Here is a 20,921-nt window from a genome sequence, read left to right as displayed (position 1 = left end):
CCAGGAGGATCACCATGTCCATCAGCCGTACCCGCGCCACCGTTCTCGCCGTCACCGCCGCGAGCGCCCTGCTGCTCGCCGCGGGCTGTAGCGACGACAACGACACGGCCACGCACGACACCCACTCCGCGACGAGCACCACCAGCTCGGCCGCGCCGTCGGCCGCTGCCCGCACCGACTTCAACGATGCCGACGTCACCTTCCTGCAGATGATGTACCCGCACCACGCGCAGGCCGTCGACATGGCGAAGATGGTGCCGACGCACACCCAGAACGCGCAGCTGATCGCCTTGGCCGCGCAGGTGGAGAAGGCTCAGGCGCCGGAGATGCAGCAGATCACCGGTTTGCTGGCCGGCTTCGGCAAGCCGGCGCCCAGCGCGAGCGGCGGCCACGACGGGCACGCCATGCCCGGCATGATGACCGACGCGCAGATGAGCGCGCTGCAATCCGCCCAGGGCGCCGATTTCGACAAGCAGTGGCTGGAGATGATGATCGCCCACCACGAGGGCGCGGTCGCCATGGCCCAGACCGAGCTCGCCGGCGGCGTCAACCCGGAATCGCGGCAGCTGGCGACGGCGATCGTGGCCGATCAGCAGGCCGAGATCGCCACCATGCGCGGCATGCTCGGCCAGAGCTGAGCGGGAGCGGCGCCGGGGCAGCCGGTCCCGGCGCCGCGACCGGTCGACGTCTCGGTTGGTCATCGAAATCGCCACCGCGAGCTGACGTCACCCGCCTCCAGCCAGTACGGTCGATATGTTCGGCTCCGGCGCAATCCGCGGGCCGACGGTCCCGAGGGAGGAGAGGGAGACATGAGACAACGGGAACGAATGGGGGTCGGCACGGCGCTCGTGGCCGTGGCGACCGGCCTGGTCCTGGTCGCCTGCACCAAGCAGGTGCCCGGCGACGCGCAGGCCAACCAGACCGACCTCGCCTCTTACACTTCCGAGGTCGCCGCCTCGTCGGCGGCGCGGGTGGCCAAGGCCAACGACGCGGCCTGCGACGGCCTGCGCGCGGCCAACAAGAGCTCGGTGACCGCGTTCAACGCCTATATCGACGCCAGCAACACCAGGGCGGCCGACACCGACGCCAAGGCCAACGACGCGGTCACCACGCTGCGCAACAACGCCAAGGACCTGGGCCGCAAGATCACCAACGACGTGATCTCGACGCTGGCCACGCCGCTGCGCTCCTACCGCGACAACACCAACACCCTCGCCGACACGCTCGAGCGCCGCGCGCCGACCGACGAACTCAACGGCGTGATCGACACGTTCAACGCCGCCAAGGACACCGCGATCGACGTGTGCAAGCCATACGGAAACTGAGCACCCGTAACAAGAACGTGACTGTTCACGATTCACCTCCGGAATCTCTTTCTGGAGGGTGGAGTGCGCAGCTATCTGAAACATGTTGTGGCAGCGGCGGTTACGGCGCTGACGCTGACGTCGGGTGCACTGCTGCCCACGGTGGCGCAGGCCGAACCGGTGACCGCCAAGCAGTGTGAGGTCAGCTCGGGGCGCACGCCGCAGACCGCGACGCCCGCCGAGGCCGCCTTCGACCCCGCGCGGCTCGCCGACGCCATGAATCTGGCGATCGACACCACCCGGTTCAACATCCAGCTGTACCGGAACAACTGCCTGGTCGCCACGGGGCCGCGCAATGCCGAATCCGGCGGCGTGGCCTGGAATCTGTGGAGCGGGACCAAGAGCGTGGTCGCGCTGGTCGCGGGGCTGGCCGTGGACGAGGGCAGGCTGGACATCGACGAGCCGATCGGGCGCTATCTGCCCGCGGGTCTCGGCGACGAGGCGCACCGGTCGATCACCGTGCGCAACCTGCTCACCGAGTCCTCCGGGATGGAGGTCGCCGTCGCCGCCGAGGGCGCGACCGGGCTGGCCGCGCTGGATCCGAACGTCGTCGCCCAGGCGCTGGCGATGCCGATCGAGCGCCCGCAGGGCACCATGTTCCGCTACAGCCAGCGCGCGGTGGACCTGCTGGTCTACGTCATCGGGCAGTCCGTCGGCGAGGACTTCCAGAGCTTCGCGCAGCGAAAACTGTTCGACCCGTTGGGCATCGCCCGCGGCGACTACTTCTGGGCCCGCGACCGCGCCGGGAACACCTACGGCCACGCGCATCTGATCCTGCCACCGGACGACTTCGCCAAACTCGGCCTGCTCGTGGGCAATCGGGGTCGCTGGAACGATCAGCAGGTGATCTCGGACGACTACATGCGCGCGGCGCTGTCACCCTCGGCGAGCATGCCCTGCTACGGCTTCCTGTTCGTGATCAACGGCGCGCCGTGCGTCCTCGAGTTCCCCGGCCTGCCGCTGGACGCGGTGAAGATGTCGGGCATGCTGCGCAACGACAGCTACATTGTGCCCAGCCTGGGCCTGATGCTGAACTGGACCGGCGTCGCGACGCCGGGTGCCTCGTCCACCTACACCCACAATGTGATGCGCACGCTGGTCTCGGCCTTCGTCGACCAGCAACTCCCCGATCCCGGACCGTACCGGGAACGCCCGGACGTGAGCGTCACCGATCCGATGATCGCGCGTCCCGACGCGCTGCTGGGCACCTTCGGGATCGGGCCCTACGCCTACCCTGGGTGCAGTTTCCTCGACTGCCTGGGCGAGACCCCGAAGCCGCCGTTCTCCGACTGGCCGCCCGGTTGCGTCGTCCTCGGCTGCGTCGGCAACAACCCGGCCACCCCCGGCATCCGCTGACCCGCGGGTGGCGGCGACGCGCCGCCACCTGTGCCGTCCGGGTCCTGACGCGTACGCTGACTGGTACCCACCCTGAACAGGGTCAACGAAACACCCGACGACCGGCAATTTTCCAGCAAGAAGCGTGCTTCAATCGATCGCCCCACAACAGACGATCGATCCCTCTCCCCCTCGAGGTGTGCCATGTCATTCTGGGAAGTCATCTGGCTCATCATTGTGAGCTTCGCGTTCGTCGCCTACCTGCTCATGCTCTTCATGATCATCGGAGACCTCTTCCGCGATCACAAGACCTCGGGCTGGGTGAAGGCGATCTGGATCGTCTGCTTGCTCATCTTCCCGTTCCTCACCGCGCTGGTGTACCTGATCGTGCGCGGTCAGGGCATGGCCGAGCGCTCGAACGCCGAGGCCGCGAAGATCCAGCAGGCGCAGGATTCCTACATCAAGGAGACCGCGGGCACCAATCCCGCGGCGCAGATCGCCGACGCCAAGCGGCTGCTCGACGAAGGCTCGATCACCCAGGCCGAATACGAACAGCTCAAGGCCAAAGCGCTGTCCTGATCACCCGTTCCACCGCAGGCCCCGCACCGATACCCTCGGTCAGCGGGGCTTTCGGCGTTCCGGAGGAGAATTCCCTGGGCCGAGGGGTCGCCGTCGCGTATTCTCGAACACACCGGACAGGACCAGTAGGGACCGGTGCACCCTCACCGAAGGAGCCACCTTCATGCCCGCACCGCTGCGCGACAGCGCAGTGCCCAAACACGAACAGCTGCGCGCGATCCTGCTGCAGAAATGCACGCGCGAGCTACAGCCGGGCGATCTGATGACCAGCGAACGCAACCTCATGCAGGATTACGGCGTCAGCCGGATCACCGTACGCGAGGCGATCGGGCAGCTGGTCAACGAGGGCTATCTGGTCCGGGTGCGCGGCAAGGGCACCTTCGTCGCGCACCGGCCGGTGCAGTCGCGACTGCATCTGGCCTCCTTCACCGAGGAGATGCGCGCCCTCGGACATCAGCCGACCACCCTGGTGCTGGTCGCCGAGGAAGCGGTGCCGCCGGAGGCCACCGCCCGCGCGCTGCGGCTGCCGCCGGACGCGGACGCCTACCACGTGCGCAGGCTGCGGCTGGCCGACGAGGAGCCGGTGAGCGTCGACGACGCCTGGTTCAACCCCGAGCTGCTGCCCGGCCTGATCTCGCACGACCTCACCGGTTCGATCTACCGGACGACCGCCGATCGCTACGGCAGGCCGATCGAGCGGGCCGAACAGACCGTCGACGCCCAGGGCGCCGAGTCCGGCGTCGCGATGCTGCTCGGCGTCAAGAAGGGCGCTCCCGTCCTGCATTTCGACCGGGTGTCGTTCAGCGCGGAGGTGCCGATCGAGCACACCCACAGCTGGTATCGCGCCGACCGCTATCGCGTGCAGATGGAAGTCGGCCGTCGATCACAGGTATGAAACTGTCATATTTCAGATACTGTATGAGCGCTATCACAGCGAAGTGCTCGGAGGTATCACCCCATGTCCATTCGTAAGTCCACCACCCGGGCGGGCCTGCTGGCCGTGCTCGCCGCGGGAACCCTGCTCGGTGCGGGCGGCACCGCCAACGCCGCCGGCGGTCTCGATTGGGACCTGTGGCCCTCGGGCTCGGTCGAAATCGGTCCGCCGACAGGCAGTTCGATGGGCTCGGTCGACGCCGACTTCGGCAGCGGCACCGGCTCCTTCGACGCCGACCTCGGCTCGGCCGGACCGCGGCCGCCCTCGACGGGCTCCGCGGTGCTCCCCGGTTCCGCGGGCTGATCGACGGTCGGCGCGCCACCTCGGTGGCGCGCCGATCCCCGCTCAGATCAGCGTGCCCACGTCGGTACGGACCAGATTCTCCAGCGCGCGCTCGGCGACCGCGGCGATGGTCATCGACGGATTGCACGCCGCGGTATTGCCCGGCATGAGCGCCCCGTCGAGAACGTAGAGCCCACGCTGCCCGAGGACGCGACCGTCGAGATCGCAGACCGCGCCCATATTCGCCCCGCCGAGGGGATGCCAGGTCGAGGGGAACAAGGCGTTGGTGTCGATGAGCGTGCTGCCCGGGCCCGCGATGCGCCGCACCGCCGGATCGATGTGACCGTCCTGGATCGCCCGGTCACCGTCGCCGGGCCAGCGCAGGGTCGCGGTATCGGCGCCCGCGTCGTAGCCGAACTCGCCCCGCCCGGAACTGACGCCGTAGCCGACCAGCATGGTGGCGCCCGGGTCGACCGGCAGCGACGGGATCGACGCCTGGATGACGGTGAAGGCGGCCCGCGGGTCGTCCCAGTTCTTGCTGCCGTAGACCACCGGACCACCCTGTGCCGCACCGAATCCCGCCGATCCGTCGCGCCACACGTAGATCCGGTCGGCATTGGTCCCCCAGCCCCGGCCGAGCTCGTCGGGCAGATCGGGGATGTGGCCCAGCGCCTGGGCCCGCACGAGCATCCGGGTGGTGTTGAGGCTGCCCGCCGCCAGCACCAGCGCGCCGGTGGTGATGACCTTGTTCTCCAGTACGGTGCCCGCGGTGTCGACCCGGTCGACGCGCACCACCCAGCGCCCGTCGGCGGCGCGCTCGATCCCGGTCACCTCGTGCAGGGTGCGCACCTCGACCAGGCCGGTCGCTTCCGCCGCGGCGACATAGGTGACGTCGACGGAGTGTTTGCCGCCGTTGTTCACACCGAGCGCGCCGTCGCCGTTGGTATAGGACGGCGTCATCTCCCCACGCAGTTCGGCGAGGGCGTAGTTCCAGTCGATCGGCATCGGGATCTTCGACAGCGGCAGGCCCGCGCCACGCACGCGGTCGGCGAAGATTCTCGCGGCGGCGTAGTTCTCATGGGCGACCAACTCGTCCGGGGCGGTGGCGAGCCCGAGCATGCGGGCCACCCGGGGATAGTGGACCTGGTCCATCCGGCCCCAGTCCAGTCCCGCCGGGAAGTGCGTCTCGAACACCTCGCGCGCGGGTTGCAGCGACATGCCCTGGTAGATCAGGGAACCGCCGCCGAGTCCGGCGGCGCACAGCGCGGTCATCCCGGCGCCCGGAACCGCTTCCAGCAGACCGGCATACGGCTCGAACACCAGCGGTCGGCCGAACACCATCGGATCGGAGCGGTACCAGAGCATCCGCTTGTCCGGGCGGGTGGCCAGTGGGAACGTCTGGGAGTTCGGGCCCGTCGCCCAGCGCCTGCCGCGCTCGAGCAGCAGGACCGGGACGCCCGCTTCGGCCAGGCGCAGCGCGGTCACCCCGCCGCCGAAGCCCGAGCCGATCACGACGACCCGGCGGTCCTCGGTGGTGAGCGGGATGGCGCCGGTGCGGGCGGCGACGGGCCGCGCCCCGGCGGTGCCCGCGGCGGCCAGGGTCAGACCCGCGGCGGCCGCACCGGTCAGCAGGGTACGGCGGGAGAACTTCGACATTCGGCAAACCTTCATCGGGGTAGGGATTTTCGGGTGTCCGCTCACGCGCGACGGTCGAGCAGCAGGCCGAGCAGTCCGGCCTCGCGACCCTGGCCGGTGATCATGTCGCGGGCGGCGCGCTCGACCTCGCCGCCGTCGAGCAGCGCGTCGGCGGTGGCGGCCATCTCGATGCCGCCGTAGTGGTGGCGCCGCATGAGCCGCAGGAACAGCACCTCGGCCCGCGAACCGGTCGCGGCGGCGAGTTCGTCCAGTTCGCCGGCGGTCGCCATGCCCGGCATCACCGAGTCGTGGTGCGCGGCAGCGGTACCGGCGTGCCGATGCGCGCCGGGCGGCCGCATCCAGGCCATCGGGTCGGCGCCCGCGACCGGCGCGCCCGCCAGCCGCAGCCAGCCGAGCAGCATGCCCAGTTCGGTGCGCTGGGTGTCGGCGATCTGTCCGGCCAGCACGAGGACCGCGGGATCGACACCCCGATCGAGGCGCTGGACCAGGACGAGCGCGTGGCTGTGGTGGGCGACCATGTCCTGGACGAAACCGATCTCGGTCGCGGTGAGCACCGGCGACGCGGCGGGCGCGGGCAGCAGTGGGCGCAGTGCCGCACCCATCGCGAGCAGCAGCACCGCACCACAGGCCAGCGCGCCCGCCCGGATTCCCCTGTGCCCGATCATGATCCGGTCGTCGAGATCTGCCCCGCGGGTGGGGTGTAGACCTCGGGGGCCAGTTCCAGGGCGAGGAATCCGTTGTCCGCGCAGGTGGTCCACAGTTGGTTGCCGCGCCATTCCGGCGGCGAGAAGCACCAGTCGGTCGACAGATCACCGAAGGCCAGGGTGCCGGTGCGCGCGCTGATCGCCTGTTCGGGATCGAAGGCGCCCTGCAACATCGCCTGCGCGACGGTCGGCGTCGCCAGCAGCGGCGGACCGATGATCGAGGCGAGCGCGTGCGGGGAGTTCCACAGCTCGCTGTTCGCGCCGGTGCGGGCGGGCGGGTTGAAGTAGCCGATCTCCCGGATGGCGGCCGGGTCGCGCACGTCGAAGACCCGGATACCGGAGGAGGTCCAGCTGCACGCCAGCGCGGTCGGGTCCGCCGGGCGGTCGGCCGCGCAGTAGTGCGCGTCGTAGGCGAACAGCGAACCACCCGAGGCCGAGGCGAGCATGCTGTCCTGGTTCTCGGGCAGATTGATCGCGAGCTTGATCGAGCGCGCGATCCGGGGATCGCGCTCGTCGGAGACGTCGATGAGCTTGACCCCGCCCGAGCCCGCCTCGTCGACGGCGAACACGTAGGGCGTGCCCTGATAGGTCACCGGGACGGCGTGCTGGGTGGCCCAGCCGTCGGTCCAGGGCAGATCGGCGAGTTCGGGGACGTGCGGTCGCGGGTCGCGGCGCTGGACGGCGGCGACATCGAGGATCTTCAGGCCGCCCATGTTGTTCGCCAGGTACATGCGGTTGCCGTCGGGCGAGAAGCCGAACCCGTGCATGGACAGACCCGGCAGGCCCTGCCAGAGGACTCGAGGATTCGCGGGGTCGGTGAGGTCGACCGCGCTGAGCAGGCCCGGCGCCGTTCCCGAGGCCCAGTAGGTCCGGCCGTCCGGGGAGAAGCCGCCCTCGTGCGCCGTGATCGGCACCGGCAGGGCGAGATCGGTACCGGGTCCCGGATTGAGCAGCCGGGGGTGCGCGCAGTCGGAGATGTCGTAGACCGAGAGCAGGCCGGCCCCGGTCAACGCCGGAACACCCGCGCCGACAAGGAGTTTGCGCGCGGCATTGACCTTGAGGCTTTCCCAGGTTCCGGCCAGCATCGCCGGCTCGGTGAGGGTGGTGGTGTGGACCGGCGCGGACGGGTCGGCGATATCGAGCACCCGCACCCCCTCGTCCGGGCCGAGCAGATTGCCGGGGAAGAACGTGCCGATGTAGGCGCAGTGGTCGAAGGTGACCGAGGTGATGCCGCCGCCGCGGCCCGGCGAACTGCCGAGCAGCCGCATATTGCAGCGGAATCCGTCGCGAGATCGGCCGCTGTCGCGGTCGGCGGCGGGGACGTCGCCCTGCAAGCCGGTCTCGGGCAGGGAGCCGGGCAGGCAGGCGGTCTGGCGGGTGGGTGCACCGGTCGCCGTCGGGGCGGCGGCGCCGAGCGGCAGCAGCAGCATCGCCACCGCGACGAGACCGCAGCGGCGGGCCGCACGGGGGAACAAACGAGTCATGGAGTTGTCGTCGGCCCCGCGAACGGGGCCGCCTTCCTGTGTCCAGCGAGCCCGCGGCGGCAGCGGCGCCGGGGCTCGGGAGTGGTCGGGTATCGCGTCGTGTGGACGAGGCGTGCACCGACCTCATCCAGCGGTAACTGGGTTACCACTGGGCGACGCTACCATTTCACCCGTGAGCAGCGGAACGGAATCGGACGCATCGGCGAAGATCATCGCGGTGGTGCTGGGTCTGCTGAACACCGAGGGCTACGAGGCCGTGCAGCTACGCGCCGTCGCCGCCGAGGCCCACGTCTCGCTGGCCAAGATCTACCGGCTCTTCCGGACCAGGGACGAGCTGATCATCGCCGCGCTGGAGCAGTGGATGGCGACCAACGCCTACGCCGACGTGACCCCGCCGACGCCCGACGAATCCGTGCGCGACAGCCTGATCCGCGTGCTGCGCACCGTCTTCGAGCCCTGGGAGCGCAACCCCAAGATGCTCGAGGCCTACCACCACGCCCGCACCGGCCCCGGCGGCGAACGCCTCGATACCCAGGGCCTGACCGCGGTCCTGCCGGTCGCCGAGATCGCCCTGCGCGATCTCGACCCCGGCTACCTCGACGACCTGGGCCTGATCCTGGGCAATATGGCACTGGCCCTGATCGGGCGATTCGCCGCGGGCACCCTGCCGATCACCGGCATTCTGCCGACCCTCGAACGCACCGTCTACCGGATGACCGCCGACAACGAGTCGGCCGCCCGGCGCGGCACCACCGCGCCGCCCACCCACTGACCCGCAGATCCGTTCCCGCGCAACCGATACCTGTTTCCGATCGGCAGAACGGGGCATACGCCCCCTGTGACGTGCGATCCGGCACGTCACGACGTAGTACCCGTACCGAACAGGTGAGCTCCAATGATTCTTCTAGGCGCAGTACTCCTCATCGCCGGACTCGTTTTCGGCATTTCCCTGCTGTCCACCGTGGGCGTCGTCCTGCTGGTGGTCGGCGTCGTCCTCGCCCTGGCCGGCAGCGTCGGCCGCCCGGTCGGCGGCAGGCGTCACTACTACTGATCCCCGCCGGACCCTTCTCGAGGAGGAACAACATGTCGGCGAATCTGCCCCGAATAGTTTCGATCCTGGTGCTGGTGTGGCTGGTGATCGGCGTCGTAGCCGCAGCTCAGCGTGGCTACTTCACCGATCGTGAGCAGAACTGCGCGACCCTGGGCACCATCGCGGTGACGGTGCTGGCCGGGCCGTTGAACTACGCGGGCGTCAACCCCAAGGTCGACGACTGCGCCCTGCCCCAGCCCAGCCAGTAGGCAGGCTCAGCCCTGACGGGGCCATTGCCTGCCACTGTGGGACAACGTGGCCGGATCGGTGCTGCGCACGACTCCGCTCGTCGCGCGCACCGGTTCCGGCCGCGCCCGGTCCTCGGCATTGTTCTCCAGTTCGGCCAACCCGACCAGGATCACCAGTCCGGTGACCACCAGCGAGACGCTCGCGATCAACGGCAACAGCAATTGCACCGGCGCCACCCCGCCGACCGGCCGCTCGGCGCCGCTGTGGTGCGCGCTCATCGCGGCCATCGCGGTGTAGTGCATGCCGCACACGGCGATGCCCATGACCAGCGCCGCGCCCGCCGTCCGGACCAGACCGCGCACATGCAGCATGAACCACAGCGCCGTCGTCGCCGCGACCACCGCGATGACGATCGAGAGCGCCACCAGCGGCGGCCGATAGGCGATGACGGCTCCGCTGCGCATCGCCCGCATCCCCAGGTAGTGCATGGCGGCCACGCCGAAGCCCGTGACCGCACCGCCCAGCGGCAGGGTGAGCCATTCCCGCCGCCCCCGGATGACGATGGTCAGCCCGATCAGCACGACGCCGATCGAGGTGACCGCGCTGAGCAAGGTGGTCGGCACGTCGTAGCGAATCGGCGCGCCATCGATGCTGAAGCCGAGCATGGCCGTGAAATGCATGACCCAGATCGCGGCCCCGCCGATCGCGACCGCCGCGGCGATCAACCACCCGATCGGCGTGGTCGAGGTTTTCGCGTGCACCGCGCAGCGCAACCCCAATACCGAGCCGATGAACGACAAACTGAACGCGAGAACCGGATTCATCCAGCCATTGTTGAAGTGCTCGATGTGCAGCACGTTGTCCCCCGGGGTCGATCATTTTCCGCATGCGCGATGGCTAGAGACTAGACCATTCGGCCCGACAATTCCGGCGATAACGACAGTTCGATATTCGTGATTCGAATTCTGTTCCAGCACATTCTATTTCGCCATTGTCGATTCGGAGCCAGCAATGTGCGAACATCGAAAACCGCGCCCCTGGAAATAGGGGCATTCAATTCGAACCGACCGGTTGCGACCCCGTGCTCAGGAGTTCTGCGCCCGTGCCCGGATCAAATCCGCCAGCCGATCCAGCGACTCCTGATTACGCGCGGCGAACACCAGATCCTGCGCCACCCCCGGAATCAGCTGCGCGGGACCGCTCGACGCGCGCTCGGTCATCCGGATGGTGGTGCACCCCGGCGACGCCTCGGTCAGGGTCAGCCGGATCCAGGCCGACCCGACCGACCACAGCCGCGCCTCCAGCTCCAGCCGATGCGGCGGATCCACGGCGCGGACCACCGTGGTGTCGCTGATCAGCACCGGCCAGAGCCCGAATCGGTACTGGATGCGGCTGCCGACGGCCGGCCACTCGGGGTCGACCCGGCCGATATGCGAGGCGCCGACCACCCAGCTCGCGTACAGCCAGCCGTCGGCCAAGGTCGCGAAGGCCGCCGTAGGGTCGACCGGCACGGTCACCTCGGCAGTCAGCATGTCTGATTTCCTCGTCCGTCGCGGGAATCCGGCCACTCCAAGGGTAATTCGCGCGCGGGCCCGTCGCGCGGTGAGAACACCCACCCGAGACGGTGCGGCGCGCCGAACCCGCCATGATGCGGGAAAATTGCTGTACACCGTTCGGACATGGGATCGTTCCCCTATGTCCACCGAAGAAACGCGGCTCGGCGACCCGCCCGGCCCCGCCGACGAGGCCGCCGAACGTACCCTGTTCGGCCACCCGATCGGACTCACCAATCTGTTCGGTGTCGAGCTGTGGGAGCGTTTCTCCTTCTACGGCATGCTCACGATCCTGGGGTATTACCTCTACTACTCCACCACCGAGGGCGGCCTCGGCCTGGACCAGAGCACGGCGCTCGGCATCGTCGGCGCCTATGGCGGCCTGGTGTATCTGTCCACCGTGCTCGGCGGCTGGATTGCCGACCGGGTGCTGGGCATGGAACGCACCGTCTTCTACGGTGGCGTCGTGGTCATGGCGGGCCACATCGCGCTGGCCGTGCTGCCCGGGCTGGCCGGGGTCGGGGTCGGCCTGGTGCTGGTCGCGTTCGGCAGCGGCGCGCTGAAGGCGAACGCCTCATCGCTGCTCGGCACGCTGTACTCGCCGAGCGACGCGCGCGTCGACGGCGGCTTCACCCTCTTCTATCTCGGCATCAATCTCGGCGCCTTCACCGGCCCGCTGCTGACCGGTCTGCTGCAGCGCGAATGGGGCTTCCACGCCGGTTTCGCCGCCGCCGCGGTCGGCATGGCCCTGGGCCTGACCCAGTACGTGGTGTTCCGGCGCAACCTCGGCACGCACGGCCGCGATGTGCCCAATCCGCTCACCCGCCGCGAGCTCAACCCGGTGCTCATCGGCGTCGCCGTCGCCGCGGTCGCGGTGCTGGTGGCGGTACTGGCCGGGTTGCTCACCCTGGACAATCTGTCCGATGTCACCACCGGCGTCATCGTGGTCGCCTCGATCGTCTACTTCGCCGTGCTGCTCACCAGCGCCAAGGTGACCCCGGTCGAGCGCACGAGGGTACGCGCGTTCATTCCGCTGTTCATCGCCAACGCCGTGTTCTGGTCGCTGTTCCAGCAGATGTTCACCATGCTCGCGGTGTACTCCGACGAGCGCATCGACTGGCACATCTTCGGCTGGGAGGCACCGGCCAGCTGGATCGGCTCGGTGGAGCCGGTGTGGATCATCGCGCTCTCGCCGCTGTTCGCGCTGATGTGGACCAAGCTGGGCAACCGGGCGCCGAGCACTCCGATCAAGTTCGCGCTCGGCGTCATCGGCATGGGCATCGCCTTCTGGATGTTCGCGCTGCTGAGCGGCTTCGAGGACAAGACCGTGCCGGTGCTGGCGGTGTTCGCGATCCTCGGTGGCTTCGCCGTCTCCGAGCTGCTGCTCTCGCCGATCGGTCTCGCGGTGACCACCCATCTCGCCCCCGCCGCGTACCGCTCGCAGATGATGGCCCTGTACTTCTTCTCGGTCGGTATCGGCACGTCCATGGCGGGCACCCTGGCCCGTTACTACAACCCCGACAACGAGGCCGCGTACTTCGGCATCAGCGGTGCCGCGGCCATCGTGGCCGGTCTCGTGGTGGCCGGGTTCGCGCCGTGGATCAAGCGCCATATGCAGGGCGTGCACTGACCTGCCTGCGGGTATCCCCCGAAGACGTTCGCACAGAAGGAGAAGACCGTGCCGACACCGGACGCCACGCCAGAGGCAGGCCGACCAACCGGCCGACAGAGCGGATTGTTCCGCACCAAGTCGGTCGAGCAATCGATCCTCGACACCGACGAGCCCGATTCCAAACTCCGCAAGGACCTGACGGCCTGGGATCTGACGATCTTCGGTGTCGCCGTGGTGGTCGGCGCCGGTATCTTCACGCTGACCGCGCGCACGGCGGGCAATGTGGCCGGGCCGTCGGTCTCGCTGGCGTTCGTGTTCGCCGCCATCGCGTGTGGCCTGACCGCGTTCTGTTACGCCGAATTCGCCTCGACCGTGCCGGTCGCCGGCAGCGCCTACACCTATTCGTACGCGACCTTCGGTGAATTGGTGGCCTGGATCATCGGCTGGGACCTCATTCTGGAATTCGCGCTCGCCGCGTCGGTGGTCGCCAAGGGCTGGTCGCAATATCTGGGCACCGTCTTCGGATTCGAGTCCGCCACCGTGCAACTCGGGTCGATTACCTTCGACTGGGGTGCGGTCACGCTGATCGCGGTGCTCGGCGTGCTGCTGGCCGTCGGCACCAAGGTGTCCTCGCGGGTGTCGGCGATCGCGGTCGCGATCAAGCTCGCCGTCATCGCGCTGGTGCTGGTCCTGGGCATCACCTATTTCAAGGCGTCCAACCTGAGCCCCTACATCCCGCCGTCGCAGCCCACCGAAGAGGGCGCCGGCGGCCTGCACCAGTCGCTGTTCTCGTTCCTCACCGGCGCGGGCAACAGCACCTTCGGCTGGTACGGCCTGCTCGCCGCGGCCAGCCTGGTGTTCTTCGCGTTCATCGGTTTCGACGTCGTCGCCACCGCCGCCGAGGAGACTAAGAACCCGCAGAAGGCGGTGCCGCGCGGCATCCTGGGCTCGCTGCTCATCGTGACCGTGCTCTACGTGGCGGTGTCGCTGGTGCTCACCGGCATGGTGCCCTACACCGATCTGGCGGGCGAGAACGCCACGCTGGCCACCGCCTTCGCCATCCACGGCGTCGACTGGGCCAAGAACGTCATCTCCATCGGCGCGCTGGCCGGTCTGACCACCGTCGTGATGGTGCTGTTCCTCGGCCAGACCCGCGTGCTGTTCGCGATGTCGCGCGACGGACTGCTGCCGCGCTGGCTGGCCCACACCGGTTCGCGTGGCACGCCGGTCCGGCTGACCGTCATCGTCGGCATCGTCTGCTGCGTGCTGGCCGGCTTCGTCGATTTCGGCACGCTCGAGGAAATGGTGAACATCGGCACCCTGTTCGCCTTCGTACTGGTCTCGGTCGGCGTGATCGTGCTGCGCCGCACCCGCCCCGACCTGCCCCGCGGCTTCCGCGTCCCGCTGGTCCCGCTGATCCCCATCCTGGCGGTGCTGTCGTGCCTGTGGCTGATGGTCAACCTCTCGGTGGAGACCTGGCTGCGTTTCATCGTCTGGATGGTCCTCGGCTTCGCCGTCTACTTCGCTTACGGCCGCCGCCACTCCGTCCTCGGTAATCGCCCGCCGACCGGCTGACCAGCCCCATCGGCGATAAGGTCGGTTCGGCGCTGTCATCGACGACACGCCGGGCCGACCTTGTCTACCGACACGATTCCGGTACACCCGTACGAGTCGCTAGGCTGTCCCGGACGCCCCTATAGCCCAATTGGCAGAGGCAGCGGACTTAAAATCCGCCAAGTCAGGGTTCGAGTCCCTGTGGGGGCACCAAGAAGACCCATGTAGATGGGTCGCGGCGTCATTTCCTTGCAGGTTGACGGCCTTTCGCCCCACCCCCGTGCCATCCCCGAAGCGGGCTCAGGCGTCGCCGGTAGGCGCAGGTAACCCGTCCAGCAGCGCGCCGGGCGTCGTCTGGAGCCCGGCCGCGAACTTGATGATGTTCTCAACCCGCGCGCTGCGCTGGCCGCGCTCAACCTGCCCGAGGTGCGTCCAGTGCACGCCGATCTCGTGGGCGGCAGCCTCCTGGCTCCACCCCAGCTCGAGCCGCCGCGCACGTACCCGTTCCCCGAACGCCTTCAGCGTCGGGTTTGCGGGCGGTTTGTTCGGAGGGGTTGCCATGACAAACCAAGCACATATGTCTAGCGCGCATTGATCCAGAGTGGAAACGTCTAGAGCGCAAACGCCTAGGATTCTCCCGACTCGAATTCGGAATGGAGAATCGTCATGAGCAATGAAGCGCTCGGGATGCTGGTGTTCGCCGTAATGGTCGGTTTCGCCTGCGGCATCGTCAGCATGATCATCGCCGAGAAGAAGCGCCGCAGCCCCGGCGGTTTCTTCCTGGTCGGCTTCTTCTTCGGCCCGCTGGGCGTTCTGGCGACGGTGCTTGTGGCGCGAGGCGAACCGGCTCCCCCGGCGGGTATGCGCGCTGTGACGTGTCCGCGCTGCACCGCGCGCCAGAACGTCGCCAAGGACCAGGCCGACTACGAGTGCTGGCAGTGCAAGCTGGTCAGCCCGACCCCGGCCGTCAAGCCAGACTGGCGCGAGTGGCTCGGTAAGCCCGCCGACTGACCGCCGACGCGCTACCGGCGCACTTTGCGCCCGGCCGAGCTGGCAGCTACCGACTTGCCCGTGCGGGGCGTGGCGGCGGTAGCCCTCTGGCCGCTCGCAGCCTTAGCGCCAGACGTAGCCGACTTGGCCGCAGCCTTAGCGCTCGGCGGCGGAGTGGGCTTGCTCTGCTTGGGCGTGGAGATGCCGATGATCCCCTTAACCACAACCTCACGCCCGCCCGGCGCGGTGTAGCGCGCGCCGAGCTTGGCCCCGGTGAACTTGCCGTCGGCTGAGGTGCCGACGTGCGATTCCGACTTGAGGCTGCCTGCGATGTACCGGGCGCGGACGCGCTTGCTGCCGAGTGCGCCCCCGACGGCCGCACCGGCAGCCGCGCCCGCAGCGCTGCCCGCGAACCGCCCCAACCGATCGCGCTTGTGCACGCGCCTAGCCATCGCTACCTCCAGAGTTCAGGCGCGCGAGCGCTTCTGCTTTCGCGAGGGCTCGCCCGTCCAACGGCGGGCACTGGCCTCGGTACCGACCGCCCGCGCTCGGCGGCGCGTCTTCGAGGCCGGGCGGGGTGAGCCCCGGCCCCCAGCAGAATTCCGACGCGCCGTCGTGGGTGGCGGGGTCGCGTGGGGTAATCATGCCCGCGCTCACATCGGGATAACGGGCGCGGTGTACGACGCGTTGGTGGTCACCTGGACGCAGACGGCCGCGCCTCGGAATCGAACGCCGGTACCGAACCCGCGTGCAAAGAACGACTCCTGTAGCGGGTAACCGGGCTGGCGGCCAGCGATCAGACGCAGCCCCTGGTACTGCGGCTTGATGTGCTCGCGCATGGCGACCGGGTTGAGAGTGCTGTTCGGTCCGCCGGACGCCACGACCGTAAACCATCCTGCCGGAATGAATTCCGACTGAATCAGCCAGGCCGGGCCGTAGCTGCCCTCGATCGGCAAGCCGTTGTACTCACCGGGCGGCACCTTGCCGATGATGTTGTCCTGGGTCAGATACGCAGGCGCAGTGGCACTTCGGACGAAGTCGTGCTTTGCGATCTGACTGTTGTTGTTGGTCTCCCCAGCCTTCCAGGTCTGGATGAGCTCGCCTTCCTGCGGGTTCGCAAGGATCAGCAACTGTGTACCCGGCTGACGGCCGTAGCCCTTGTCGGTGATGAGCTTGATCGCGCCTTCCACGTCGCCCGAGTCGATCAGCGCGGCTTGGGTCGCGAGGTAGTGGTTCGTGGAGGTCGGAAACTCCTTGCCCAGGTACGGCAGCGGACCGAGACCATCCGAGCCCGTCCACAGGCCAAACACCTTCGCGCCGAACTCGTTCACGCGCTCAGCTGGGTTGAACAGCCGGTCGAGAATCTTGCCAGTGACACGGCGGTTATCCGCCTCAAGCACCCGGTTCACCACCGAGTTGACCTGTTCCGCCGTGGCGTCTCGCAGGAACTTCCAGGTAAAGCGGGTGGCCTTGTCGTAGTCCTTGAAGTCGTAGCCCATGAGCAGCACGTCGGGCGATTCACGCATGGCCGTCGGCACGCCGAATTCCGACGCTTCCTCAAAGCTGTCATACGAAATCGACTGCGGCACAGCATCAGCAGTGTTGGTCGTCCGGTACGACAGAATTGAGGCGATGGTGCTGCGCTCGGTGTTGTACATCGAGAGCGCGGTAGCGACGTCGCCCCAAATCGTGTTCAGGTCAACGCCGTCCGCCGTCTGATCTACCAGAACGTCACTCTGGGTGCTGAAACCGCTGTCGCCGCCGCAAAGCGCATACACCGGTTCACCGAGAACATAGCCAATAATCACCTGCGACATAAGAACTCCTTCGGAGCACAGAGTGCGATAAACGAATTCGAATTCGTTTTGAACTGCGCCTCGGAATGCCCTGAGTCCGCGCGCCGCTTCAAGATCAAGTATAAGCCGTGAGCATAGGTAACTATTGCGGCCTTGTGCGGCCTTAAACGGCCTCGCCGGGCGCTAGGGTAAGATGAAGCCGTCCGGTTCTCCGGGCGACGCCCCGATTAGTCACCGGGGCAGGCAAGCCGTCCTTTAGCCATTGAACGCTCAAGGCGCGGGTCAGAGCGAGTACCGATCACCGACTCTGGCTCAGGATGGACATGGCAAGCCGGGCTGGCAGCGTCACGCCCAGGTTCACTCAACGACCAATTGTTGTGAGTGCCTGGGTTTTTGCAGATCTAGGCACTCCGTTCGCAAGGAGTAGCCATGTCCCGCAGTCCTATACCCGAACTGACGCCGTACCCGACTATCAAGGGCAAGCAGGGCGCGATCAACTGGTACCGAGATGCGCTCGGTGTCGAGTTCAAGTACAACGAGCTGGACCGCAAAACGTCCAGCGGTGAGCTTCCTAGCTTCATGGTCTCCGGGTCACTCTGGTACGCCACTCAAGACCTGATGGACTACCTGATGTCGAAGCGCCGAGCGGCTCAGCCTGAGCAGGTGTCGGCATGAGCGCGGCGTTCGGTGATCAACTGGATGCGGTAGATCAGCCTGACGACGGCGGACCCGGATTCTCCCCATACGCAAGGGAGTTCCCGCGAATCAGCGCAGCGCTCGACCTGGTCCGGGAGCAGTCGCAGTCCCCCACCGTTCCGACGCCAGCAGCGCTGGTGAACTCGGGCTTGGACTACCTACACAGCAACCTGCCGGGCAGGCAGCCGCTGACCTTCAACGCGGGCGGGTACGACCTCGCAGCCGAATTCCTCAAGGGGCACTCCGAAACTGAGCTTGCGATGCTCAACCTGGAGTTCGAGCAGTATTTGGTTGCGGCGACCGAATCGCCCGCACCGATCGTTGTCCTTCACGCACCCACCGCGCCAGTGTTTCGACCGCACATGCCGGTGAACCTGGGCGTAGCGGAACCGGCGTTGGCAGCATGGCCAGTTCCGTACGGGTACAGCCGTTTGCGCGTGGCGTACTTGATGTCATGGGCGTTCGCGCGGTGCTGCTACTGGTGCGGCAGTTGGCGTGACGACACGCCAGGCCGAGCAATCGATTTCACAATGCTCATCTCATGTGGCGCGGTCTTGCGCATGTTCCCGACGTGCACAGATTGCCGAATGGGTTTCGACCGGGAAATCGGTAGGCCCGACGCCAGCGTTCTGCATTTCATCACAAACGACGGCTGGGCTCATTCGTCCGGCTGGCCGATTGACAAATACCTCTGAAAAGCAGAAGCGCCCCCGTGGAGGCTGGGTAGCACTCCACAGGGGCACTGGCCTTTTCTTTAGCCACAAAGAAGGAACCAATAGTGACTATACCCTCTGACCGGCGTAACGGCCGGGCCGAAATTGCTACCCCGTCCGAGATGTCAATTCCAAAGGGCTACGGCGATATTGCACACGAATACCGCGCGGCCGGTTGGCAGTCCGTGTTGCCGTTGCCGCCAGGCAAGAAGTCGAGCCCGCCCGAAGGCTTCACCGGCTACAACGGCCGAGTCCCAGACGATACGCAGGTTGAGCGCTGGTGCGCCGAGCGACCGCCAAACGCCAACGTGGCCTTGCGGTTACCGGACGGCGTGGTGGCTATCGACGTCGACAACTACGGCGGCAAGCGTGGCCTCGCAACCCTGGCCAAGTTCGAGGCCGACGCGGGGTGCAAGTTCCCGCCTACGTGGTCGTCGACAGCGCGGGGCGACGGTAGCGGCCAACGGTTCTACCGTGTGCCGACTGGCCAGGCGTGGCCCGGCAAGCTACCCGGTAGCGGCGTCGAACTGCTCCAAGCTGGGCACCGCTACGCGATGGCGTACCCCAGCCTTCACCCGAACGGCAACGTTGTCCGCTGGTACGACCCGTCCGGGGAGATTTCCAACGACGTGCCGCGGCTGGAGGATCTCACGGAACTGCCGGCACCACTCGCGCACGCGCTGGTCAACGGGGCGACCGTCCCGACCCAGAAGGCCAGCCGCGCTGAGGGTTCCGAGTTGCTAAAGGGTCTGGCAGCCGGTGCACCATCTCCTGCGGTACTGCGCACGTTGGCCGCCGCGATCCAGTGCCTGGATGGCGAGGATGGTTCGCGCTTTGATGCGGTCCGAGACCGTACCGCTGCGCTGATCCGGCTGGGCGCGAACGGCGAGCCCGGCGTACCTACCGCGCTGAGCACGTTGAGAAGTGCTTACGTGGCCGTGCTTGGGCCGGTGCGCGGGGTGGAGGTGGCAGCCGACGAGTTCGACCGCTTTGTTGCGGGCGGTGGTCAGCTCATCGCCGCCGACCGCGTGCTCTTCATTGCTCAGGCAACCATCAGCCAGGCGTTCGCGCCGGGCGGCTCATGGCACAGGGACACGCCCTACCCCGGCCAAGACCGCGAAGCCCTGCGAGCGCGGGGGCTGCTCGATGCTGAGGGCAACGCCGTGCAACGTCGGCCGCGCTTCGCCCGCGTGAGCGCGCGGGAGCTCGCCAAGCCCATACCGCCGATGGAGTGGCTGATCCGTGGGGTTTGGCCCCGGAATTCGTTCGGGCCGTGGGCGGGTGCGAGGAAGACGCTGAAGTCGTACAACCTGCTCGCGCTGACCGTGGCCCTGGCTAGCGGTAAGCCGATGCTTGGCGAATTTGAGGTCGCCACGGCTGGCCCGGTGCTGTACTTCGTGGGCGAGGGCGGCGAAGAACCGTTCCAGCGTCGCCTACAGGCCATGGCGCGGGCGTACGGCGTGGACCTCGCGGAGCTTCCGATTGATGCCGTGTTTGACGTCGCCTCCCTCACCAGCACCGAGTTCACCGACGCGGTCAAGGCCGGGCTGGACGAGATGCAACCGGCGCTGGTGATCCTCGATCCGCTGTATGCGTTCCACCCGACGGGCGTGGAGGCGCAGAACCTCTACGCGCGCGGGCCGATGCTCGCGGAGCTGTCGGGGTTGATTGGGGGTGAGGCGGCGTTGATCGTCGCGGACCACTTCAACAAAACCGGGGCGGGCGGGCTCGACCTCGACTCCATTTCGCAGGCGGGCGTGGGCCAGTGGGCCGACTCGTGGGGTTTGCAGCAGCACCGCGAACCGCCCGATCTGGCCGCCGGGGAGTACCGGCTGGGCGTGGAGTTCGGGTCGCGGCAGTGGGGCGGCGCGCGGTACGAAATTGACTGGACCTTGCCCGCCGTGGGCGAGCTCGAATCAGGCGAGGCAACCGCTCCGGGGATCAGCTGGGCCGTGCGCCGAGCTGGCACGGAAGGGGCTAGGCCGCGCGGCGGTGACCGCGTCCGCGAGGCCATAGAGCAGACCCTCCGAGACCATCCCTTTGAGCTGTCGAAAACAGCACTGTTGGGTGCGGTTGGCGGCAAGAAGGAAGCAACCCGCGCGGCGATCGAACAGATGATCAGTGAGGGCCGCGTCATCGGCCAACAGTGCGAACGGGCCGAGGGCAGCCGCACCGTCAAGCGCACCCTCTTCGGCCTACAGGACCCCGTGAGACGGGTGCGCCTGGACGGAGGGGGCGGAGTTGAGGGCGCGTGAACGGCCGGTTTCAACCCCGCCCCGGCGCTTCAGCCCGGCCCCGGCGGGTGAACCGCGCCCCGGCGGAGGGGCCGAATAGGGCCGAGTTGGCCGTGGAAACGGGGGTTACCGCAGGTAGCGGCACATTTTCAACTC

23 protein-coding genes and 1 tRNA gene are annotated in these 20,921 nt (G+C 67.8%); 16 read left to right on the top strand and 8 right to left on the bottom strand.

What is annotated here, in order from left to right:
* Positions 1–14 precede the first annotated feature (14 nt).
* The 6 genes from ATM97_RS19685 to ATM97_RS19660 all read left to right on the top strand — a co-directional run bounded on the left by ATM97_RS19685 (position 15) and on the right by ATM97_RS19660 (position 4,515).
* On the top strand, positions 15–638 hold the full coding sequence (locus ATM97_RS19685; protein WP_218719495.1) for a DUF305 domain-containing protein: 624 nt from the start codon (positions 15–17) through the stop codon (positions 636–638).
* Between the two features lie 171 nt (positions 639–809).
* Positions 810–1,325: a hypothetical protein gene (locus tag ATM97_RS19680; RefSeq protein WP_255588074.1), complete on the top strand. Its 516-nt coding sequence runs from the start codon at positions 810–812 to the stop codon at positions 1,323–1,325.
* An 87-nt stretch (positions 1,326–1,412) separates the two neighbouring features.
* Complete coding sequence (locus tag ATM97_RS19675) at positions 1,413–2,720, top strand: serine hydrolase (protein WP_218719494.1); 1,308 nt, start codon at positions 1,413–1,415, stop codon at positions 2,718–2,720.
* A 183-nt stretch (positions 2,721–2,903) separates the two neighbouring features.
* The gene (locus ATM97_RS19670; protein ID WP_218719493.1) at positions 2,904–3,278 is read left to right on the top strand and encodes an SHOCT domain-containing protein; all 375 of its coding nucleotides are present in this window, start codon (positions 2,904–2,906) and stop codon (positions 3,276–3,278) included.
* Between the two features lie 163 nt (positions 3,279–3,441).
* A complete protein-coding gene (locus tag ATM97_RS19665) occupies positions 3,442–4,173 on the top strand; it encodes a GntR family transcriptional regulator (RefSeq protein ID WP_218719492.1) in 732 nt (243 codons plus the stop codon).
* 63 nt (positions 4,174–4,236) lie between these two features.
* Positions 4,237–4,515, top strand: coding sequence for a hypothetical protein (locus tag ATM97_RS19660; protein ID WP_218719491.1), 279 nt, complete (start codon positions 4,237–4,239; stop codon positions 4,513–4,515).
* Between the two features lie 42 nt (positions 4,516–4,557).
* On the opposite strand, the gene ATM97_RS19655 is transcribed toward ATM97_RS19660, so the two are convergent.
* The 3 genes from ATM97_RS19655 to ATM97_RS19645 are packed head-to-tail and all read right to left on the bottom strand — an operon-like array spanning position 4,558 to position 8,338.
* Positions 4,558–6,150: a GMC oxidoreductase gene (locus ATM97_RS19655; RefSeq protein ID WP_218719490.1), complete on the bottom strand. Its 1,593-nt coding sequence runs from the start codon at positions 6,148–6,150 to the stop codon at positions 4,558–4,560.
* Positions 6,151–6,191: 41 nt separating this feature from the next.
* Positions 6,192–6,815 (bottom strand): DUF305 domain-containing protein, encoded by a 624-nt coding sequence (locus ATM97_RS19650; protein ID WP_218719489.1) that lies wholly within the window; start codon positions 6,813–6,815, stop codon positions 6,192–6,194.
* Positions 6,812–8,338: an LVIVD repeat-containing protein gene (locus tag ATM97_RS19645; RefSeq protein ID WP_218719488.1), complete on the bottom strand. Its 1,527-nt coding sequence runs from the start codon at positions 8,336–8,338 to the stop codon at positions 6,812–6,814. Before ATM97_RS19645 ends, ATM97_RS19650 begins: the two co-directional genes overlap by 4 nt.
* A gap of 172 nt (positions 8,339–8,510) precedes the next feature.
* Between ATM97_RS19645 and ATM97_RS19640 the strand changes: the two genes are divergently transcribed.
* From ATM97_RS19640 to ATM97_RS19630, 3 genes are all read left to right on the top strand, one after another.
* The gene (locus ATM97_RS19640; RefSeq protein WP_218719487.1) at positions 8,511–9,110 is read left to right on the top strand and encodes a TetR family transcriptional regulator; all 600 of its coding nucleotides are present in this window, start codon (positions 8,511–8,513) and stop codon (positions 9,108–9,110) included.
* A gap of 123 nt (positions 9,111–9,233) precedes the next feature.
* Entirely contained in the window at positions 9,234–9,389 is a 156-nt protein-coding gene (locus ATM97_RS19635; protein WP_218719486.1) for a DUF6131 family protein, read from the top strand.
* 32 nt (positions 9,390–9,421) lie between these two features.
* Positions 9,422–9,637, top strand: a complete 216-nt coding sequence (locus ATM97_RS19630) for a hypothetical protein (protein ID WP_218719485.1) — start codon at positions 9,422–9,424, stop codon at positions 9,635–9,637.
* 6 nt (positions 9,638–9,643) lie between these two features.
* On the opposite strand, the gene ATM97_RS19625 is transcribed toward ATM97_RS19630, so the two are convergent.
* From ATM97_RS19625 to ATM97_RS19615, 3 genes are all read right to left on the bottom strand, one after another.
* Positions 9,644–10,441 (bottom strand): MHYT domain-containing protein, encoded by a 798-nt coding sequence (locus ATM97_RS19625; protein WP_218719484.1) that lies wholly within the window; start codon positions 10,439–10,441, stop codon positions 9,644–9,646.
* Between the two features lie 156 nt (positions 10,442–10,597).
* Complete coding sequence (locus tag ATM97_RS35060; protein WP_218719576.1) at positions 10,598–10,675, bottom strand: SWIM zinc finger family protein; 78 nt, start codon at positions 10,673–10,675, stop codon at positions 10,598–10,600.
* Between the two features lie 27 nt (positions 10,676–10,702).
* The gene (locus tag ATM97_RS19615; RefSeq protein WP_218719483.1) at positions 10,703–11,149 is read right to left on the bottom strand and encodes an SRPBCC family protein; all 447 of its coding nucleotides are present in this window, start codon (positions 11,147–11,149) and stop codon (positions 10,703–10,705) included.
* A 163-nt stretch (positions 11,150–11,312) separates the two neighbouring features.
* Here ATM97_RS19615 and ATM97_RS19610 point away from each other — a divergent pair, with 163 nt between their 5' ends.
* The 3 genes from ATM97_RS19610 (at position 11,313) to ATM97_RS19600 (ending at position 14,549) form a co-directional block, all read left to right on the top strand.
* Positions 11,313–12,800 carry a peptide MFS transporter gene (locus ATM97_RS19610; RefSeq protein WP_218719482.1) on the top strand — a complete coding sequence of 496 codons (1,488 nt, stop codon included), beginning with the start codon at positions 11,313–11,315 and terminating at the stop codon, positions 12,798–12,800.
* A gap of 48 nt (positions 12,801–12,848) precedes the next feature.
* A complete protein-coding gene (locus ATM97_RS19605; protein WP_218719481.1) occupies positions 12,849–14,357 on the top strand; it encodes an amino acid permease in 1,509 nt (502 codons plus the stop codon).
* Between the two features lie 115 nt (positions 14,358–14,472).
* A tRNA-Leu gene (locus tag ATM97_RS19600) sits at positions 14,473–14,549 on the top strand.
* An 87-nt stretch (positions 14,550–14,636) separates the two neighbouring features.
* Here the strand turns inward: ATM97_RS19600 and ATM97_RS19595 are convergent.
* Entirely contained in the window at positions 14,637–14,897 is a 261-nt protein-coding gene (locus ATM97_RS19595; protein WP_218719480.1) for a helix-turn-helix domain-containing protein, read from the bottom strand.
* A 105-nt stretch (positions 14,898–15,002) separates the two neighbouring features.
* On the opposite strand from ATM97_RS19595, the gene ATM97_RS19590 reads away from it, so the two are divergent.
* The gene (locus tag ATM97_RS19590) at positions 15,003–15,347 is read left to right on the top strand and encodes a hypothetical protein (protein ID WP_218719479.1); all 345 of its coding nucleotides are present in this window, start codon (positions 15,003–15,005) and stop codon (positions 15,345–15,347) included.
* 632 nt (positions 15,348–15,979) lie between these two features.
* On the opposite strand, the gene ATM97_RS19585 is transcribed toward ATM97_RS19590, so the two are convergent.
* Positions 15,980–17,143 (bottom strand): hypothetical protein, encoded by a 1,164-nt coding sequence (locus ATM97_RS19585; RefSeq protein WP_255588072.1) that lies wholly within the window; start codon positions 17,141–17,143, stop codon positions 15,980–15,982.
* A gap of 408 nt (positions 17,144–17,551) precedes the next feature.
* Between ATM97_RS19585 and ATM97_RS19580 the strand changes: the two genes are divergently transcribed.
* From ATM97_RS19580 to ATM97_RS19570, 3 genes are all read left to right on the top strand, one after another.
* Positions 17,552–17,797: a hypothetical protein gene (locus ATM97_RS19580; protein ID WP_218719478.1), complete on the top strand. Its 246-nt coding sequence runs from the start codon at positions 17,552–17,554 to the stop codon at positions 17,795–17,797.
* The gene (locus ATM97_RS19575; RefSeq protein WP_218719477.1) at positions 17,794–18,513 is read left to right on the top strand and encodes a hypothetical protein; all 720 of its coding nucleotides are present in this window, start codon (positions 17,794–17,796) and stop codon (positions 18,511–18,513) included. Before ATM97_RS19580 ends, ATM97_RS19575 begins: the two co-directional genes overlap by 4 nt.
* A 140-nt stretch (positions 18,514–18,653) precedes the next feature.
* Complete coding sequence (locus ATM97_RS19570) at positions 18,654–20,786, top strand: AAA family ATPase (RefSeq protein ID WP_218719476.1); 2,133 nt, start codon at positions 18,654–18,656, stop codon at positions 20,784–20,786.
* Positions 20,787–20,921 lie beyond the last annotated feature (135 nt).

Source organism: Nocardia sp. MH4 (assembly GCF_019266065.1).
In the GTDB taxonomy this organism is placed as follows: Bacteria; Actinomycetota; Actinomycetes; order Mycobacteriales; family Mycobacteriaceae; genus Nocardia; species Nocardia canadensis.
This window is presented reverse-complemented; position numbering and strand designations above follow the sequence as displayed.

Excerpts from the sequence above, each read along its gene's own strand:
- ATM97_RS19625 (WP_218719484.1), bottom strand. The coding sequence starts at position 10,441 with ATGAATCCGGTTCTCGCGTTCAGTTTGTCGTTCATCGGCTCGGTATTG.
- ATM97_RS19670 (WP_218719493.1), top strand. The coding sequence starts at position 2,904 with ATGTCATTCTGGGAAGTCATCTGGCTCATCATTGTGAGCTTCGCGTTC.
- ATM97_RS19630 (WP_218719485.1), top strand. The coding sequence starts at position 9,422 with ATGTCGGCGAATCTGCCCCGAATAGTTTCGATCCTGGTGCTGGTGTGG.
- ATM97_RS19610 (WP_218719482.1), top strand. The coding sequence starts at position 11,313 with ATGTCCACCGAAGAAACGCGGCTCGGCGACCCGCCCGGCCCCGCCGAC.
- ATM97_RS19635 (WP_218719486.1), top strand. The coding sequence starts at position 9,234 with ATGATTCTTCTAGGCGCAGTACTCCTCATCGCCGGACTCGTTTTCGGC.
- ATM97_RS19595 (WP_218719480.1), bottom strand. The coding sequence starts at position 14,897 with ATGGCAACCCCTCCGAACAAACCGCCCGCAAACCCGACGCTGAAGGCG.
- ATM97_RS19615 (WP_218719483.1), bottom strand. The coding sequence starts at position 11,149 with ATGCTGACTGCCGAGGTGACCGTGCCGGTCGACCCTACGGCGGCCTTC.
- ATM97_RS19575 (WP_218719477.1), top strand. The coding sequence starts at position 17,794 with ATGAGCGCGGCGTTCGGTGATCAACTGGATGCGGTAGATCAGCCTGAC.
- ATM97_RS19590 (WP_218719479.1), top strand. The coding sequence starts at position 15,003 with ATGAGCAATGAAGCGCTCGGGATGCTGGTGTTCGCCGTAATGGTCGGT.
- ATM97_RS19680 (WP_255588074.1), top strand. The coding sequence starts at position 810 with ATGAGACAACGGGAACGAATGGGGGTCGGCACGGCGCTCGTGGCCGTG.
- ATM97_RS19585 (WP_255588072.1), bottom strand. The coding sequence starts at position 17,143 with ATGTCGCAGGTGATTATTGGCTATGTTCTCGGTGAACCGGTGTATGCG.
- ATM97_RS19570 (WP_218719476.1), top strand. The coding sequence starts at position 18,654 with ATGTCAATTCCAAAGGGCTACGGCGATATTGCACACGAATACCGCGCG.
- ATM97_RS19645 (WP_218719488.1), bottom strand. The coding sequence starts at position 8,338 with ATGACTCGTTTGTTCCCCCGTGCGGCCCGCCGCTGCGGTCTCGTCGCG.
- ATM97_RS19685 (WP_218719495.1), top strand. The coding sequence starts at position 15 with ATGTCCATCAGCCGTACCCGCGCCACCGTTCTCGCCGTCACCGCCGCG.
- ATM97_RS19650 (WP_218719489.1), bottom strand. The coding sequence starts at position 6,815 with ATGATCGGGCACAGGGGAATCCGGGCGGGCGCGCTGGCCTGTGGTGCG.
- ATM97_RS19580 (WP_218719478.1), top strand. The coding sequence starts at position 17,552 with ATGTCCCGCAGTCCTATACCCGAACTGACGCCGTACCCGACTATCAAG.
- ATM97_RS19655 (WP_218719490.1), bottom strand. The coding sequence starts at position 6,150 with ATGTCGAAGTTCTCCCGCCGTACCCTGCTGACCGGTGCGGCCGCCGCG.
- ATM97_RS19665 (WP_218719492.1), top strand. The coding sequence starts at position 3,442 with ATGCCCGCACCGCTGCGCGACAGCGCAGTGCCCAAACACGAACAGCTG.
- ATM97_RS19660 (WP_218719491.1), top strand. The coding sequence starts at position 4,237 with ATGTCCATTCGTAAGTCCACCACCCGGGCGGGCCTGCTGGCCGTGCTC.